Raw genomic sequence first — 12972 nt, 5'->3', positions numbered from 1 at the left:
ATGATTGACTAAAATCAGGGTCGTTTGTGGGATGTTCAATGGTGGCAGGCCGATAAATTGACCGTTCGGACCGGGCTGGGGACGGATGATGCCAGGTCGAACACCGCCGTGCGGAGTCGCGAGAATGAGAGGAAAGAGAACCATGAGTCGTTTGCTTACCGGCAAAAGTGTGTTTGTTGCGGTCGTAGCGTTAGGTGTGTTTTTGGCGGGCTGTTCCGGCGATACGCCCGATGTGGAGCCGGCCAAGCCAGCGTCCGCTCGGCCTGCTGCGATTATGACCATCAATCCCGAAGGCATGGGTAGCATGAGCTTCAGCGGTGTTGTTCGTGCCGCAGAGAGAGCGGATCTGGCGTTTCGAGTGCCCGGAAAGCTCACAACGATGACGGTGGAGGAAGGCGACAAGGTTCAGGCCGGAGAGGTGCTGGCGGAGCTCGAACAAGAAGAATTCCTCAGAGCGGTTGATTCGGCAAAAGTCGAGTTCGATAAAGCGCAGGCGGACTATCAACGTGGTCTTCAGATTTTCGAATCGACCCAGGCGATCGCCAAAGCGGATCTGGAGAAATTGAAGGCGCAGCGGGACCTGGCCAGAAACCGGCTCTCGAATGCTCGCCAGGATCTCGATAACAGTCGTTTGCAGGCGCCGTTTACCGGTGTTATTGCACAGAAAGTCGTCAGTAATTTTCAGAATGTTAATGCCGGCCAGACCGTTTACGTGCTGAACGATCTTGAGCAGCTGGAAGTGGTTGTTAATATCCCGAGTAAGTTTTTTCTGAAACCGATAAGCCAGAGAAGAGGCTATGCCCTGATTGAGGGTGAAAGCGAGGTTCGCCTGCCCCTGTCTTACAAAAGCTACTCGCCGGTAGCCGATTCGATTTCCCAGACCTATCGGGTGGTATTGGAGCTCATCGACACCAAGGGCCAGAACGTGCTGCCGGGTATGAATGCCCGGGTACACGCCATTGGCGATGGCACTGAGGGCGAAGCGGTGATTCAGGTGCCGGTGCAGGCGGTGGTGCCAACCAATACCGGAGACGAATTTGTCTGGGTTGTTGGCGACGAAGGCAAGGTGGAGAAACGGCTGGTTGAGGTAGGCCGTCTGATGGATGACCAGGTGGTTGTGGAAGATGGCCTTGCCACTGGCGACCGCATTGTCACCGCTGGCGTAGGCGCGTTGACCGAGGGCATGAAGGTTCGGCCTCTCGACAGCGAGGAGCAGCCGTAATGGATTTCGCCCGCTTCGCAATCGAGAAAAGAACCAGTGTCTGGGTGATTGTGTTCCTGGTCTTGCTGGGTGGCTACATCAGCTATATGAATCTGGGGCGCTTTGAAGACCCCGAATTCACCATTCGAAAAGCGGTCATCATTACGCCCTACGAGGGTGCCAGTGCCCAGGATGTGGCGGATGAGGTAACCGACCCCATTGAAGCCGCCGTCCAGACCATGCAAGAGGTAAAAGAGATTACCTCGGTCTCTATGCAAGGGCGTTCTGAGGTTAATGTTGAGATCGAATTGTCGTTTGCCAAGACCAAAGCCGAGCTGGAGCAGGTTTGGGACAAGCTCAGGCGCAAGGTGAATGACGCCCAGCGGTCACTGCCCTCCGGGGCCGGGCCGTCGTTTGTCAACGATGACTTTGCCGATGTCTATGCGCTGTTTTATGCCATCACCGCACCTGGCTATACCAGCAAGCAATTGCATGAGTACGCCGATTTTCTGAGCAAAGACCTGGCGCTTGTTGACGGCGTTGCGAAAACCGCGCTCATTGGCCAGCGCGAGGATCGTATTTATATCGAGATTTCGAGTGAAAGGCTGGAAAACCTCGGCGTAACGGCTGAACAGGTTTATCAGGTATTGCAGAAGCAGAACAGTATTACCGTGGCCGGTGACCTCCGGGCCGGGCCCATGCGCCTGCCGGTGATCCCGAAAAATGCCGTGGGCTCGTTTGAGCAACTGCAAAACCTTCCACTGGGCATTGGCAGTGACGAGCAAACCGTCAGGCTGAAGGATGTGGCCACGGTTGAGCGCGGGTATCAGGAGCCGCCACCCTTCCTGATGGAGTACAACGGTGAACGGGCGATTGGTCTCGGTATTTCCAATATATCCGGCGGCAACGTGGTTGAAATGGGCGATGCGGTGAAAGCCCGGCTGGCTGAAATTGACGATCAGCGACCGGTTGGTATGTCGCTGAATCCCGTATCTGTGCAGTCTGATGCCGTGCGGGCTTCAGTGTCTGACTTTGTTGCCAATCTGGCAGCGGCGGTCGTCATTGTTTTCATTGTTCTGCTGGCGTTCATCGGTTTGCGTTCCGGCATCATCATCGGTTTTGTTCTGCTGCTGACAGTAGCCGGCACGCTGATCATCATGCTCATGGACAACATTGCCATGCAGCGCGTTTCCCTGGGGGCGTTGATCATTGCGCTCGGTATGCTGGTGGATAACGCGATCGTGGTGACCGACGGGGCCCTGGTCAGACTCCGACAAGGTGAAGACCGCTACAAAGCCGTGATCGAGGTGGTCCAGTCCACCAAGTGGCCGCTGCTGGGCGGGACGATAGTGGGGGTTCTGGCGTTCAGCGCAATCGGACTCTCACCAAGCGATATGGGCGAATACGCCGGCTCGCTGTTCTGGGTCATTCTGTATTCGATGTTGCTCAGCTGGATCCTCTCGGTGACGGTTATCCCAATGCTGTGCTATCAATTCCTGACGGTTAAGGAAACCGACACGACAGCAACCGAAGGCCCGGTTTTACGTGGCTATCGCAGTTTGCTGCACTGGGTTTTGGGGCACCGCAAGACAACCGGGCTGGTGCTGTTGGTTCTGTTCGCGGGCGGGATGGCTGGTACCAGCCTGGTGCCACCGGGTTTCATGCCGGAGTCCCAGCGCGCTCAGTTTGTGATCGACGTGTATCTGCCGCAAGGTTCCGACATCTCCCAAACCGAGGAAGTGTTGGGCGGTATCGCAAGTGATGTGGCGGAACACGATGGGATAACCGATGTCACCTCCTTTATTGGTGGTGGCGGTTTACGCTTTATGCTGACCTATTCGCCGGAACCCAGGAACTCTGCGTACGGGCAGCTGCTGATTGATGTCGACGATGCCAAGGCAATCTCCCCGCTGATTCCGGTGTTGCAGGATAAGCTAACGGCGCGGTACCCCGATGCTTCGATAAAAGTCTGGAAATTCATGCTCGGCCGTGGCGGTGGCAAGAAAATAGAGGCGGCCTTTAGTGGGCCGGATTCGGCCGTGCTGCGTGAGCTTGCCGAGCGGGCGAAAGCGGTGATGGAAGAGGAAAGTCGTCTGATTGCGGTGCAGGATGACTGGCGCCAGCAAGTGCCGGTTGTGGTGCCGGTATACGATCACTCCCTGCTTCAGAAACTTGGGTTGACCAGCGTCGAACTCAACCAGGCGATGGCACAAACGCTGAACGGGCGCGCCGTCGGCCAGTACCGCGAGGGAGACGACCTGATTCCGCTGATTGTGAGGGCGCCATTGGATGAACGGCAGCGCGACCGCGTGCTGGAAAGCATCAAGGTATTCAGCCCGAAGTTGGGCGCATCAGTGCCGATCAGTGAGCTGACCGAGCGCATGACGGTCAATTGGCAGGATGCGATGATTCGCCGGATTGATCGCGAGCCGACAATTATGGTTCAGGCCGATCCGGCTCCCGGCGTGGTAACGGCCGAGGCATTCAACGCGGTTCGCGGCAAGATCGAATCCCTCGAACGGCCGCCAGGTTATGATCTGACCTGGTATGGGGAATACAAGGCCTCCAACGATGCCAATGAGGGCCTCGCCGTGTCTGCACCCTACGGGTTTGCAGCCATGATTCTGGTGGTGGTGTTCATGTTCAATGCGATCCGCCAACCCCTGGTGATCTGGCTAACGGTGCCTTTTGCGGTGGTTGGCGTGGTTGTCGGGCTGGCGTCTTTCCAGGCGGCGTTCGAGTTCATGGCGATACTCGGTTTTCTCAGCCTGATCGGGATGATGGTGAAGAACGCAATCGTGCTTGTTGATCAGGCCGACAATGACATCCGTGCCGGTATCGAACCGTTCAACGCTGTGGTTCAGGCTGCCCTTGCACGGGCACGGCCGGTTGTGCTCGGTGCTCTGACCACCATACTCGGGGTTGCGCCCTTGCTGATGGATCCGTTTTTCAAGAGCATGGCCGTGACCATCATGTTCGGGTTGCTGTTCGCAACGGCACTGACCCTGGTGGTTATTCCGTTGCTCTATTCCGTGCTGTTCCGGATTCGCACGCCCTGATCACTTTCCCGGCTTTTCTGGCCTGTATGTCCTGAGGCTTCTGAATTCAGGAGCAGGCCAGAGCTGGAGAGCGTCAGGCGAAAGCCAGGTTATTCCGGCCGCTGGTTTTCACCGAATACATAGCCTGGTCTGCGTTGGCCTGGAGCTCCCCGGCAGTCTGGCCGTCGTGTGGGTAGAGCGCGATGCCCACAGACGCACCAATGCGGGCCTTCTGTCCCTGAATATGAAACGGCTGGTTAAGGGCCTCGATCATTTTACGGGCAATCAGGCGAGTATCTTCGTGGTCATCCAGGGGGCCGGTAATAATCAGGAATTCATCACCACCGCGACGCCCCACAACGTCGTCTGCCCGCACCGTGTGTTTTAGCCGCCGGGCGACGTTCTGGAGTACCTCGTCGCCGGCCTGGTGCCCCAGGGTATCGTTGACGGCTTTGAATTTATCCAGGTCCAGAAACATCAGCGCAAATTGATGATGCTGGCGCCGCGCCTGTTCAATCGCCTGTTCCAGATGGGTGTCCAGGGCGGTCCGGTTGGGCAGTCCGGTGAGCTTGTCGAAATGTGCGAGCCTGAACATTTGTCGTTCGGCTCTTACCCTCGCCGTGATATCGCTGAACGTGAGAATTAATTGTTGGATCTGGCCCCGGGTGTTACGCACCGGTGAAATGGTGAGCAGGTTAGGGGAGGCCTCGGCCTCGGGACCGTTCAGCCAGACTTCACCCTGCCAGGCGTTCTCGGCCAGCAAGTGGCGCTGGATTTCGGCACGACTGATGTTCTTGCCTCGGTCGCAGTCGATAAACGCCATCAGGTTGGCGTTTTTGAGTGCCTTCGCCGTTGCGCCAGTGATGTCCTGAAAGGCCGGATTGGCGCGAATCACCCGTAAACCGGGGTCGCAAATCACGATGGCTTCATGGGTATGGCTGAAAACCTGTTGGGCGAGCCTGAGCTCTTCGGCCGAGCGGGCAATTTGCGATGCCTGATTGATCAAGGCGTGGACCACAGGGTTGAGTGACCACCAGACGATGGCGCCGGCCACCGCCGATAACAGAAGGATGAGCGCGACGCTGACCACGATGTCCTCGATGACCTCTTCAAAGACCTTGGAAATCCGGGAGTTCATGTGCACTTCCCAGGGGTATCCGTCCAGTGGACGAATAAAGGCCAGAACGCGGGTGCCATCGGAGAGTGATGTCCGGAAAAAGTCGGAGTCTGCGACATCGGGGTTATCGGCGGTTGCCAGGCAACCCTCCGGCGCCGACAGTTGCAGCCGCTGGCCGGTTGGGGTGAGTGCCAGTCGCCGCGTTCTATTGGTGTCCACCAGGCACAGGCTGGAGTCGTCACCCACCTCGAACGTTGGTTTCAGTGGTGCAAGATCGAATAACAGCAAGTCGTAGCCCACGATTTTCTCATCCGTGATGATGGGGGCAGACGCGTGGAGCAAGGGCGTTGCGGAATTGTCGGCGGCCAACGTATAGCCCCGGATATCCAGTCTTGAGGGCAAGTTTATGTTGGTGGGTATCTGGTCTTTAAACTGGCCGACGCGAACGATTTCCTTGCCCGAGGCATCGTAGCGTATCAATGCAACGAGGTTGTCGATTCGTCGGGCGGCGTCTTCGAGTCTCGGCCGTGAGAAGTCTGCCAGGGCCTCAGGAGTGATGTCGCCCTTCGCATAGGTTGCCATGGCCCGCGCCAGTTCCGAGCGGCTGGCGGTTTGGCGGGCCAGCTCCTGATGCCGGTCGAGAAACCCCTGGATACCGGCTGCTTTCGCGTTGGCCACCTGGCTTGCCGAGCTCGATGCCTGGCTGTGAATCTGGTTAATCAGCGGCGTAGAAACCGCAGCGGCAATAATGATGCCGGTGAGAACCACTGCAACGATCGCGACGGTGATTATGCGCCGTTTTTGCTCGAAAATGTCCATAGTGCCGCTTGCGAAAGCCGAGACGATTAAACGCCTATATCTTATAGCTTTTCAGCAATAAATGCCGCTATCAGCAGTTGTTTTATGTCATATGCGAATACACGTTTGCCCGACGTTGCGTGCACCAGGTCTCTGTTTTAGCCAAAGGCCCAATGGTTCAACCGCGAACGGATCCCTACCATCGCCCGCACAAAAATTCCAACGTGCGAGTATTCATGACCGATAAAAACAGCAAAAGCAGTTACCTGGCCGACCGCAAACCAAGATCACAGTTCACCTCCCGCAAGGATTACCTCGACCATGAGTTGCAGGTTATGGCGCCCCGCCGATGGCAGCCTAACCTACCGTTCCGGGACTATCGTTTCGAATGGGAAGACCTTGTGCCGGCGATGGCCGCAACCATCGGCAAAGTCGTTATGGTGGCAGCCGTGGTGGCCGCCTTCGCAGCGCCTCTGGGCCTGTCGGCCGAGTTTGTCACCGAGAACGTGCGCTTTGAGTTGATCATTGCGGCGGTGCTCTTTGTAATACTGATTTCCGGTTTCCTGAACCCCACCAGTAATCTGGCGGGAACACACGGCCCCCTGATTCCCCTGATACCGCTGATTGTTGCCTCCGGGGGGCATCCGATGGCCCTGGGTATTCTGATCGGGGTTTTCGGTTTTCTGCTGGGGATTTCCCGGGGCGGCAGTTTGCTGGCGCGCTTGACCAGTAACGGGGTATGCGGCGGTCTGCTGCTGTATCTGGGTTTTATCGGGATCACCAGCCAGATCGATCGTTTGTTTGGCTGGGCAGAGGGCTTCGACAAAGGATACGTGGCGTTCATCGTGGTGGCGGCGACAATCGTGATGTATGCGTGGCTCGAGCATATCAAAATGCGCTGGCTGGCCATTCCGCTAGGGTCGGTTCTGGCAGCGGTGATTGCCTTCGCGTTGGGTGCCCCGTTCGAGTTCGTGACCGAGCCTGGTATCCCCAACATGGACCCAACCTACTGGTGGGGTGAAAACACAGGCTGGCAGCTCGGCTGGCCCGACCTGCACAGTTTTCTGGCGGTTGCCCCCTTTGCCGTGCTGGCGGTGGCCATGTGGTCGCCGGATTTTCTGGGGCACCAGGTGTTCCAGAAACTCAATTACCCACCCAGGACGGAGCGGGTGTTGATGAGCATCGACGATACCATGGTATCGGCGTCGGCACGCCAGGTGGTGGGAACGCTGCTGGGCGGCGGCAATATTACCTCTTCCTGGGGCACGTATATTGTGCCGGCGGCCATTGCCAAGCGCCCGATTGCCGCCGGTGCCGTTGTGACCGGTATCCTGTGCGTGGTAACCGCATTGCTGGGCTATCCGATGGATCTGGCTGTGTGGCCGCCGGTGCTCAGCGTGGCGCTGATTGTGGGTGTGTTCCTGCCGTTGCTGGAAGCGGGTATGCAAATGACCCGTAAAGGCAAGACCACCGAATCGGCCGCTGTGGTGATTTTTGCTTCAGCCCTTGTGAACCCGGTGTTCGGCTGGTCACTGACGGTACTGCTGGATAACCTGGGGCTGATTGGCTGCAAAGAACGCGGCAAGGAGCTGGGCCACACTGGCCGGTGGATTATCCCCGGGCTGGTGTTTGTGATTCTGTGCGCGGTTATGCTCGCCATCGGTATGTTCCCCGGCATCGCCCCCATGCTGGAGACTTTCCGTGTAGACTGAGGTTTTCCCGGCAGGAGCATGGAATGACGGAGCCTGCGCTGTTCCGCTCGCGGCAAAGACGGCGAACTCTGTGGCTGGCGCTTTTCGCGCTGGCCGGTGCCGTGCTTATTGCTGTGAGTTTGAAGCCGCAGCCAATCGAAGAACGTATGGTGCGGTTACAGGCACAGGATGCTTTCGGTGCCGGGTCCGGGCTGTTGCAGCAGCCTCTGGCCATTCAGGCGCTGCTGCTGGACTATCGCGATGATCCTTTGCTCCTGCTCAAGGCCCGTGCGGCTTTGCACGTCTACCCGGAAGATGCCCGCTTTCTGATGGAGCTTTTCGGCACGGAAGCGGAATTCCAGAAAGCGCTGAGCGCTCACGGCGAATACCTCATCCCACCGGTTATGCATTTCTATCGGGCTTCGGTTGGCTCTGTCGAGTTGATCAACCGGGTGGCGGGCACCGGCCGCCCGCTAAGCGCCGCTGAGCGAGCCTGGTATGCCATCAATTTCGTCAACAAGGAAGGTCAGGACTTTACCGGACAGTTCGAGGTGGGTCCGGATGGTAAAGTCCACTGGATCTGGACCGAGCGGATATCCGAAGGCCTTGTGCAGTTTTTCACCAGAGGCATCCGCACCCTGGAATCCCGTTATCGGACCGACCAGCCGATCCGGGCCGAGGATGTGGGTTGGGCCGCTGTCGATGTGCTTTTGATCGGGAGTGCCGCCAAATTCCTGAAAGCGGGCAGGGCGGCCGCCTCTGCCAGCAGGGGAGCAACGGTGAGTGCGCGCTCTGCGGCTTATTCTTCGCGCCTTGCCAGGGCAGGGCGCATGGCGTCCATCATGGTCAGCAATGCCCGATGGCCGGCTATCGCAGCGCTGGCCTACGTGGTGGTGAAACATCCGGCCTTGCTGAACGATCTGTTTGCGGGCATAGCCACGGTGCTTGGCGTGCCGCCCTGGGCTGTTCAGGTTCCGGCCTGGTTTTTGGTACTGCTGCCCCTGTTGCTGCTGACACGCTGGCTGTTTCGGTTCTGCGTCCGGTTTCTGCCCCGGCGTAGAGTTGGTCTGATATAGATCCTTTGCCGTATCGGCTCGGCTCTGCGTAACAATCGCCACGCATTCAAAGTCATTTAACTCCCGGAACGACCTATGCATACCGATTACGACAGATCCTATGGTGCTCTGGCGCGCCTGTGGCCGTTATTGATTATTGCCGGCCTGGCCGTAAACCTTCGGCCCATGATGACCGCCACAGGGCCCTTGTTGGGTGCCATACAAGAGACCACCGGCCTGGGCCTGCAATCGTTGTCGCTGCTGACAGTGCTGCCGATGTTCTGTATGGGCGTTTTCCCGCTGCTGCTGCCCTGGCTGGGCTGGCGGTTTCGTGAAACCGTCTGGATTCAGGGAGGCTTGTTAGCCATTGCGCTGGGTAACTTGTGGCGCTTTGGGGTAACCGATGGCGGCACGTTGATTGCCAGTACGGTGGTTGCCGGTACCGGTGTGGCCGTCGTTCAGGCACTGGCTCCGGGTGTGGTAAAGCGCTGGTACTCTGCCAATGTACCCGTGGCGATGGGCGTGTATTCCGCGTCTTTGATGGCCGGAGGCGGTCTGGCGGCGACCGTCAGCCCGATCGTGGCGGATTATTACGACAGCTGGCAGTGGGGGCTGGGTGTCTTCGCATTACCCGCAGTGCTCGCGATTTTGCTCTGGCACACCCGGCCATCGGAGCGCGACAAAGGTGGCGGGAAGGGCGTTGCTGTTAACTTTTTCCGCAACAGGCGCGCCTGGTTGCTGGCCGGTTACTTCGGCTTGGCGAACGGTGGCTATGCCTGCATGATCGCCTGGTTGCCTTCGTTTGCCCAGGAGCTGGGCTGGAGCGCCCAGGACAGTGGAGACTTGATCGGCATCATGACAGTTTTCCAGGTGATGGCGGCCCTGGGCGCGCCGGCTCTGTCAGCGGGACGACTGGACCGTCGGCCCTGGTTGCTGCTTGCGGTCGTGCTGCAGTTGATCGGGTTCAGTGGTCTGGTATTTTTCCCGGATGCGGCCCTTACGGTCTGGGTCGCACTGATTGGTGCCGGCCTGGGCGCGTGTTTTTCACTGACGCTGACGGTGGCTCTGGATCACCTGTCTCATCCCGGCTTTGCGGGCGCATTGACAGCGTTTGTGCAGGGGATCGGTTTTATGATCACAGCCACCGTGCCTTATCTCGCTGGTGCACTGCATGAACTGACAGGCTCGTTTTACGCAGCCTGGGTAATGTTGCTGATGACCCTGCTGTTAATGCTGGTCGCGTCTTTCCGTTTTACCCCCTCGGGTTATCAACGGGCAATGGGGCATCTGGAGGCGGATTGATGGCTGGATGTCCGTAACGCCAGGCGATTCCAGCACAAAGACACCGGCGCAGTGGAGGAAAAGCAGCATGAATAGTACACAGAAAGCAGTTCTGGTTACCGGCGGTGCCAGGGGAATAGGCCGGGGCATTGTCCGGCATCTTGCGGATGCGGGGTGGCGGGTAGCTTTCTGTGATACCGATACCCCGGCGGGCCAGGCGCTTTTGGGGGAATCAGCTCACGATCTGTTGTTTCTTGAAGGGGATGTCAGTTCCGAAACAGATGTGACCAGCATGATTCGAGATACCGTGACCTGGGCTGGCAGGCTGGATGCCGTCATCAACAATGCGGGGATATCAGACCCGCACACCGGCCCGGTCGAGGCGCTCAGCCTGGCGCAATGGCAGCGGCGGCTGGACATCAACCTGACCGGACCGTTTCTGCTAGCCAAGCACGCGATCCCCTTTCTGAAAGACTCCGGTGGTGCCATCGTGAACATCGCCTCGACCCGGGCGATGCAGTCCGAGCCGGATACAGAAGCCTACGCTGCTACCAAAGGCGGTATTGTCGCTTTGACGCACGCGCTTGCGGTGAGTCTTGGCCCGGATGTTCGGGTGAATTGCATCAGCCCCGGCTGGATTGATACCCAAAGCTGGCAGGGCGATGATGACGCTTGTGCAGAAACCTTGTCTGAGTCGGATCACGATCAGCATCCGGCTGGCCGGGTTGGAAGGCCGGAAGATGTGGCTTCGCTGGTGGCGTACCTGATCTCGCCGGAGGCCGGATTCGTGACTGGCCAGAATTTTGTCGTAGACGGCGGCATGACACGTAAGATGATTTACCAGGAGTGAGTGGTAAACCGCCGCCTCATACAATCCCTTAATGTTTACCGGGAGCTCCCCCATATCCCATGGAGAAATCATGAAACTGATTGGATCAACCACTTCGCCATTCGTCCGTCGCATTCGGCTGCTGCTGGGCGATGAACCCTGCGAGTTTATTAACCTTGATATCTACGGGGAGGGCCGCGATGAGCTTCGGCGCAACAACCCCACCCTGAAAATTCCGGTATTGATCGATGGTAACCAGGAAATCTATGACTCGCGGGTAATCGCCCGTTATCTGGGGCAAGCATTCGGGCATGAAGCCCTGACCTGGGGCCAGGAAAACCAGTTAACGCTGATTGACGGAGCCAATGATTCTGCCGTCACCCTGGTGCTCTCTGAACGCTCCGGCATTGATACCAGCCAGGACGCGATGTTCTACAACCTCCAGCGGGAACGCATTATGACCACCCTGCGGACGCTGGCGGCGATGGTTGAACAAGGTGATTTCCAGCAGTGGAATTACCCGGCAATTTGTCTCTACTGCCTGGTGGACTGGCTGGAGTTCCGGGATCTGGTGGATTTCTCCGGCGTGGAGAGCTTGCTGGCGTTTCGCGACAGCCATCGGGAGCAGCCCCGGGTGAGTGAAACCGATCCTCGTGATGCCTGAGTGACTATCTTTTAAGCTGAAAGTAAAACGAATTATCTTGAGCAGAAGGAATCCCCGATATGAAAACGCTACTGCAGATTGATTTTCCGTTCGATGGCCCCTTTGGGGATGAGATGGCCAAGGCCATGGCCGAGCTCGCCCGCTCTATCGCAGACGAGCCGGGCTTTCTCTGGAAAATCTGGACAGAAAACAGAAACACCCATGAAGCGGGTGGCATCTACTTGTTTGAGGATGAGTCCAGCGCTCAGGCCTATCTGGAAAAGCACTCGGCACGATTGAAGGAATTTGGCGTGCCCGAGGTCAACGGTAAAGTGTTTCAGGTTAATGGGGCATTGACTGCTATTGATCATGGGCCTGTTTAAAACAGGTTTGGTCAGACAATGACCTTTTGAGGAGTGCTGGGATGGTACCCCCGGCAGGACTCGAACCTGCTACCTATCCCTTAGGAGGGGATCGCTCTATCCAGATGAGCTACGGGGGCACAACAGCAGAGCGCGTATAATAACGGTCTGGGGCAGTGGGCTCAAGGCTGGCATTTTTCATTTGTTCACATTGACTTGCCGTTTGCGGGTAGATTCTGCCGGTGGTCGCTGACTATCATGACCTCTGCCTGTGTTCAGGCAGGGGATGGCGAGGAGCCGTCGCATCTAGTACCGGATAAAAAGGATGTCTGCATGAAGTTCTGCAAGTCGCTCGCGTTGTTTATGGTGCTCGCGTTTTCCCAGGCTGTTACCGCCCAGGGATTTGGCGGGTTTGAATCCTATGGTTCTGGCACCAAGTCTCTGCTCAACACGATTGTTGATCAACTCGGAATCAACGACCCTGACAACAGCGTGAAGATGAAAGTGTTCGATACCATTGATGTGGCACTCGAGAGCAACTGGTACTCGTATTGGGTCGGCATGAACGATCTGGCCAGTTCGCAGTACGAGAACGGCGCGGAGAAGGGTTTTTTGCAGGTGTTGTTGCCGACAACTGAGTCCGGTATCTGGATTTTAACCTTTAATAAAGCCCGGGACGTTCCGCAAATCATCATTTCCATGGCCCAGATACGCCATGGCAGTCAGGATGGTGCCTTGTCGGTCTACAATGAAAAGAAGAACGACAGCCAGAACTATGAAGTAAAGAATGAGGCAGACACCTACGCGTTCATTCAGGAGAAGGGCAAGGTCGCCTTCACGTTGTTGAACGTTGGCACGGGCACCGGCTCGGTGGTGTACTTCAACCAGTTTTCCGTTGATCTCTGAGCCTTTCTGTCAGGCCGGAGAGCGCCCCGTGGGGCGGCTCTCCGGATTCGT

At 57.5% G+C, this 12972-nt stretch carries 10 protein-coding genes and 1 tRNA gene; 9 read left to right on the top strand and 2 right to left on the bottom strand.

Annotated features, from left to right (window positions below; all coding sequences use genetic code 11):
- Nucleotides 1-142 precede the first annotated feature (142 nt).
- Both ACP2AU_RS12160 and ACP2AU_RS12155 read left to right on the top strand, forming a co-directional pair.
- A complete protein-coding gene (locus ACP2AU_RS12160) occupies nucleotides 143-1222 on the top strand; it encodes an efflux RND transporter periplasmic adaptor subunit (protein WP_426376469.1) in 1080 nt (359 codons plus the stop codon).
- On the top strand, nucleotides 1222-4260 hold the full coding sequence (locus ACP2AU_RS12155) for an efflux RND transporter permease subunit (RefSeq protein ID WP_426376468.1): 3039 nt from the start codon (nucleotides 1222-1224) through the stop codon (nucleotides 4258-4260). Before ACP2AU_RS12160 ends, ACP2AU_RS12155 begins: the two co-directional genes overlap by 1 nt.
- A gap of 73 nt (nucleotides 4261-4333) precedes the next feature.
- Here ACP2AU_RS12155 and ACP2AU_RS12150 read toward each other — a convergent pair whose 3' ends face one another.
- A complete protein-coding gene (locus tag ACP2AU_RS12150) occupies nucleotides 4334-6175 on the bottom strand; it encodes a diguanylate cyclase domain-containing protein (protein WP_426376467.1) in 1842 nt (613 codons plus the stop codon).
- 215 nt (nucleotides 6176-6390) lie between these two features.
- Between ACP2AU_RS12150 and ACP2AU_RS12145 the strand changes: the two genes are divergently transcribed.
- From ACP2AU_RS12145 to ACP2AU_RS12120, 6 genes are all read left to right on the top strand, one after another.
- Nucleotides 6391-7866, top strand: coding sequence for a DUF3360 family protein (locus ACP2AU_RS12145; protein ID WP_426376466.1), 1476 nt, complete (start codon nucleotides 6391-6393; stop codon nucleotides 7864-7866).
- Between the two features lie 23 nt (nucleotides 7867-7889).
- Nucleotides 7890-8921 carry a hypothetical protein gene (locus tag ACP2AU_RS12140; protein ID WP_426376465.1) on the top strand — a complete coding sequence of 344 codons (1032 nt, stop codon included), beginning with the start codon at nucleotides 7890-7892 and terminating at the stop codon, nucleotides 8919-8921.
- 75 nt (nucleotides 8922-8996) lie between these two features.
- A complete protein-coding gene (locus ACP2AU_RS12135) occupies nucleotides 8997-10202 on the top strand; it encodes a CynX/NimT family MFS transporter (RefSeq protein WP_426376464.1) in 1206 nt (401 codons plus the stop codon).
- Nucleotides 10203-10269: 67 nt separating this feature from the next.
- Entirely contained in the window at nucleotides 10270-11031 is a 762-nt protein-coding gene (locus ACP2AU_RS12130) for an SDR family oxidoreductase (protein ID WP_426376463.1), read from the top strand.
- A 70-nt stretch (nucleotides 11032-11101) separates the two neighbouring features.
- The gene (locus tag ACP2AU_RS12125; RefSeq protein ID WP_426376462.1) at nucleotides 11102-11674 is read left to right on the top strand and encodes a glutathione S-transferase family protein; all 573 of its coding nucleotides are present in this window, start codon (nucleotides 11102-11104) and stop codon (nucleotides 11672-11674) included.
- Between the two features lie 59 nt (nucleotides 11675-11733).
- On the top strand, nucleotides 11734-12036 hold the full coding sequence (locus ACP2AU_RS12120) for a monooxygenase (protein ID WP_426376461.1): 303 nt from the start codon (nucleotides 11734-11736) through the stop codon (nucleotides 12034-12036).
- Between the two features lie 42 nt (nucleotides 12037-12078).
- Here ACP2AU_RS12120 and ACP2AU_RS12115 read toward each other — a convergent pair.
- A tRNA-Arg gene (locus ACP2AU_RS12115) sits at nucleotides 12079-12155 on the bottom strand.
- Nucleotides 12156-12348: 193 nt separating this feature from the next.
- Between ACP2AU_RS12115 and ACP2AU_RS12110 the strand changes: the two genes are divergently transcribed.
- The gene (locus ACP2AU_RS12110; RefSeq protein WP_426376460.1) at nucleotides 12349-12921 is read left to right on the top strand and encodes a hypothetical protein; all 573 of its coding nucleotides are present in this window, start codon (nucleotides 12349-12351) and stop codon (nucleotides 12919-12921) included.
- Nucleotides 12922-12972: the final 51 nt, after the last annotated feature.

Source organism: Marinobacter sp. VGCF2001 (assembly GCF_049943275.1).
Taxonomy (GTDB): Bacteria; Pseudomonadota; Gammaproteobacteria; order Pseudomonadales; family Oleiphilaceae; genus Marinobacter.
The sequence above is the reverse complement of the archived record's forward strand: the minus strand, read 5'-3'. Positions and strand labels throughout refer to the sequence as shown.

Coding starts and splice junctions, on each gene's coding strand:
- ACP2AU_RS12160 (WP_426376469.1), top strand. CDS start 143: ATGAGTCGTTTGCTTACCGGCAAAAGTGTGTTTGTTGCGGTCGTAGCG.
- ACP2AU_RS12120 (WP_426376461.1), top strand. CDS start 11,734: ATGAAAACGCTACTGCAGATTGATTTTCCGTTCGATGGCCCCTTTGGG.
- ACP2AU_RS12135 (WP_426376464.1), top strand. CDS start 8,997: ATGCATACCGATTACGACAGATCCTATGGTGCTCTGGCGCGCCTGTGG.
- ACP2AU_RS12110 (WP_426376460.1), top strand. CDS start 12,349: ATGAAGTTCTGCAAGTCGCTCGCGTTGTTTATGGTGCTCGCGTTTTCC.
- ACP2AU_RS12140 (WP_426376465.1), top strand. CDS start 7,890: ATGACGGAGCCTGCGCTGTTCCGCTCGCGGCAAAGACGGCGAACTCTG.
- ACP2AU_RS12125 (WP_426376462.1), top strand. CDS start 11,102: ATGAAACTGATTGGATCAACCACTTCGCCATTCGTCCGTCGCATTCGG.
- ACP2AU_RS12130 (WP_426376463.1), top strand. CDS start 10,270: ATGAATAGTACACAGAAAGCAGTTCTGGTTACCGGCGGTGCCAGGGGA.
- ACP2AU_RS12150 (WP_426376467.1), bottom strand. CDS start 6,175: ATGGACATTTTCGAGCAAAAACGGCGCATAATCACCGTCGCGATCGTT.
- ACP2AU_RS12145 (WP_426376466.1), top strand. CDS start 6,391: ATGACCGATAAAAACAGCAAAAGCAGTTACCTGGCCGACCGCAAACCA.
- ACP2AU_RS12155 (WP_426376468.1), top strand. CDS start 1,222: ATGGATTTCGCCCGCTTCGCAATCGAGAAAAGAACCAGTGTCTGGGTG.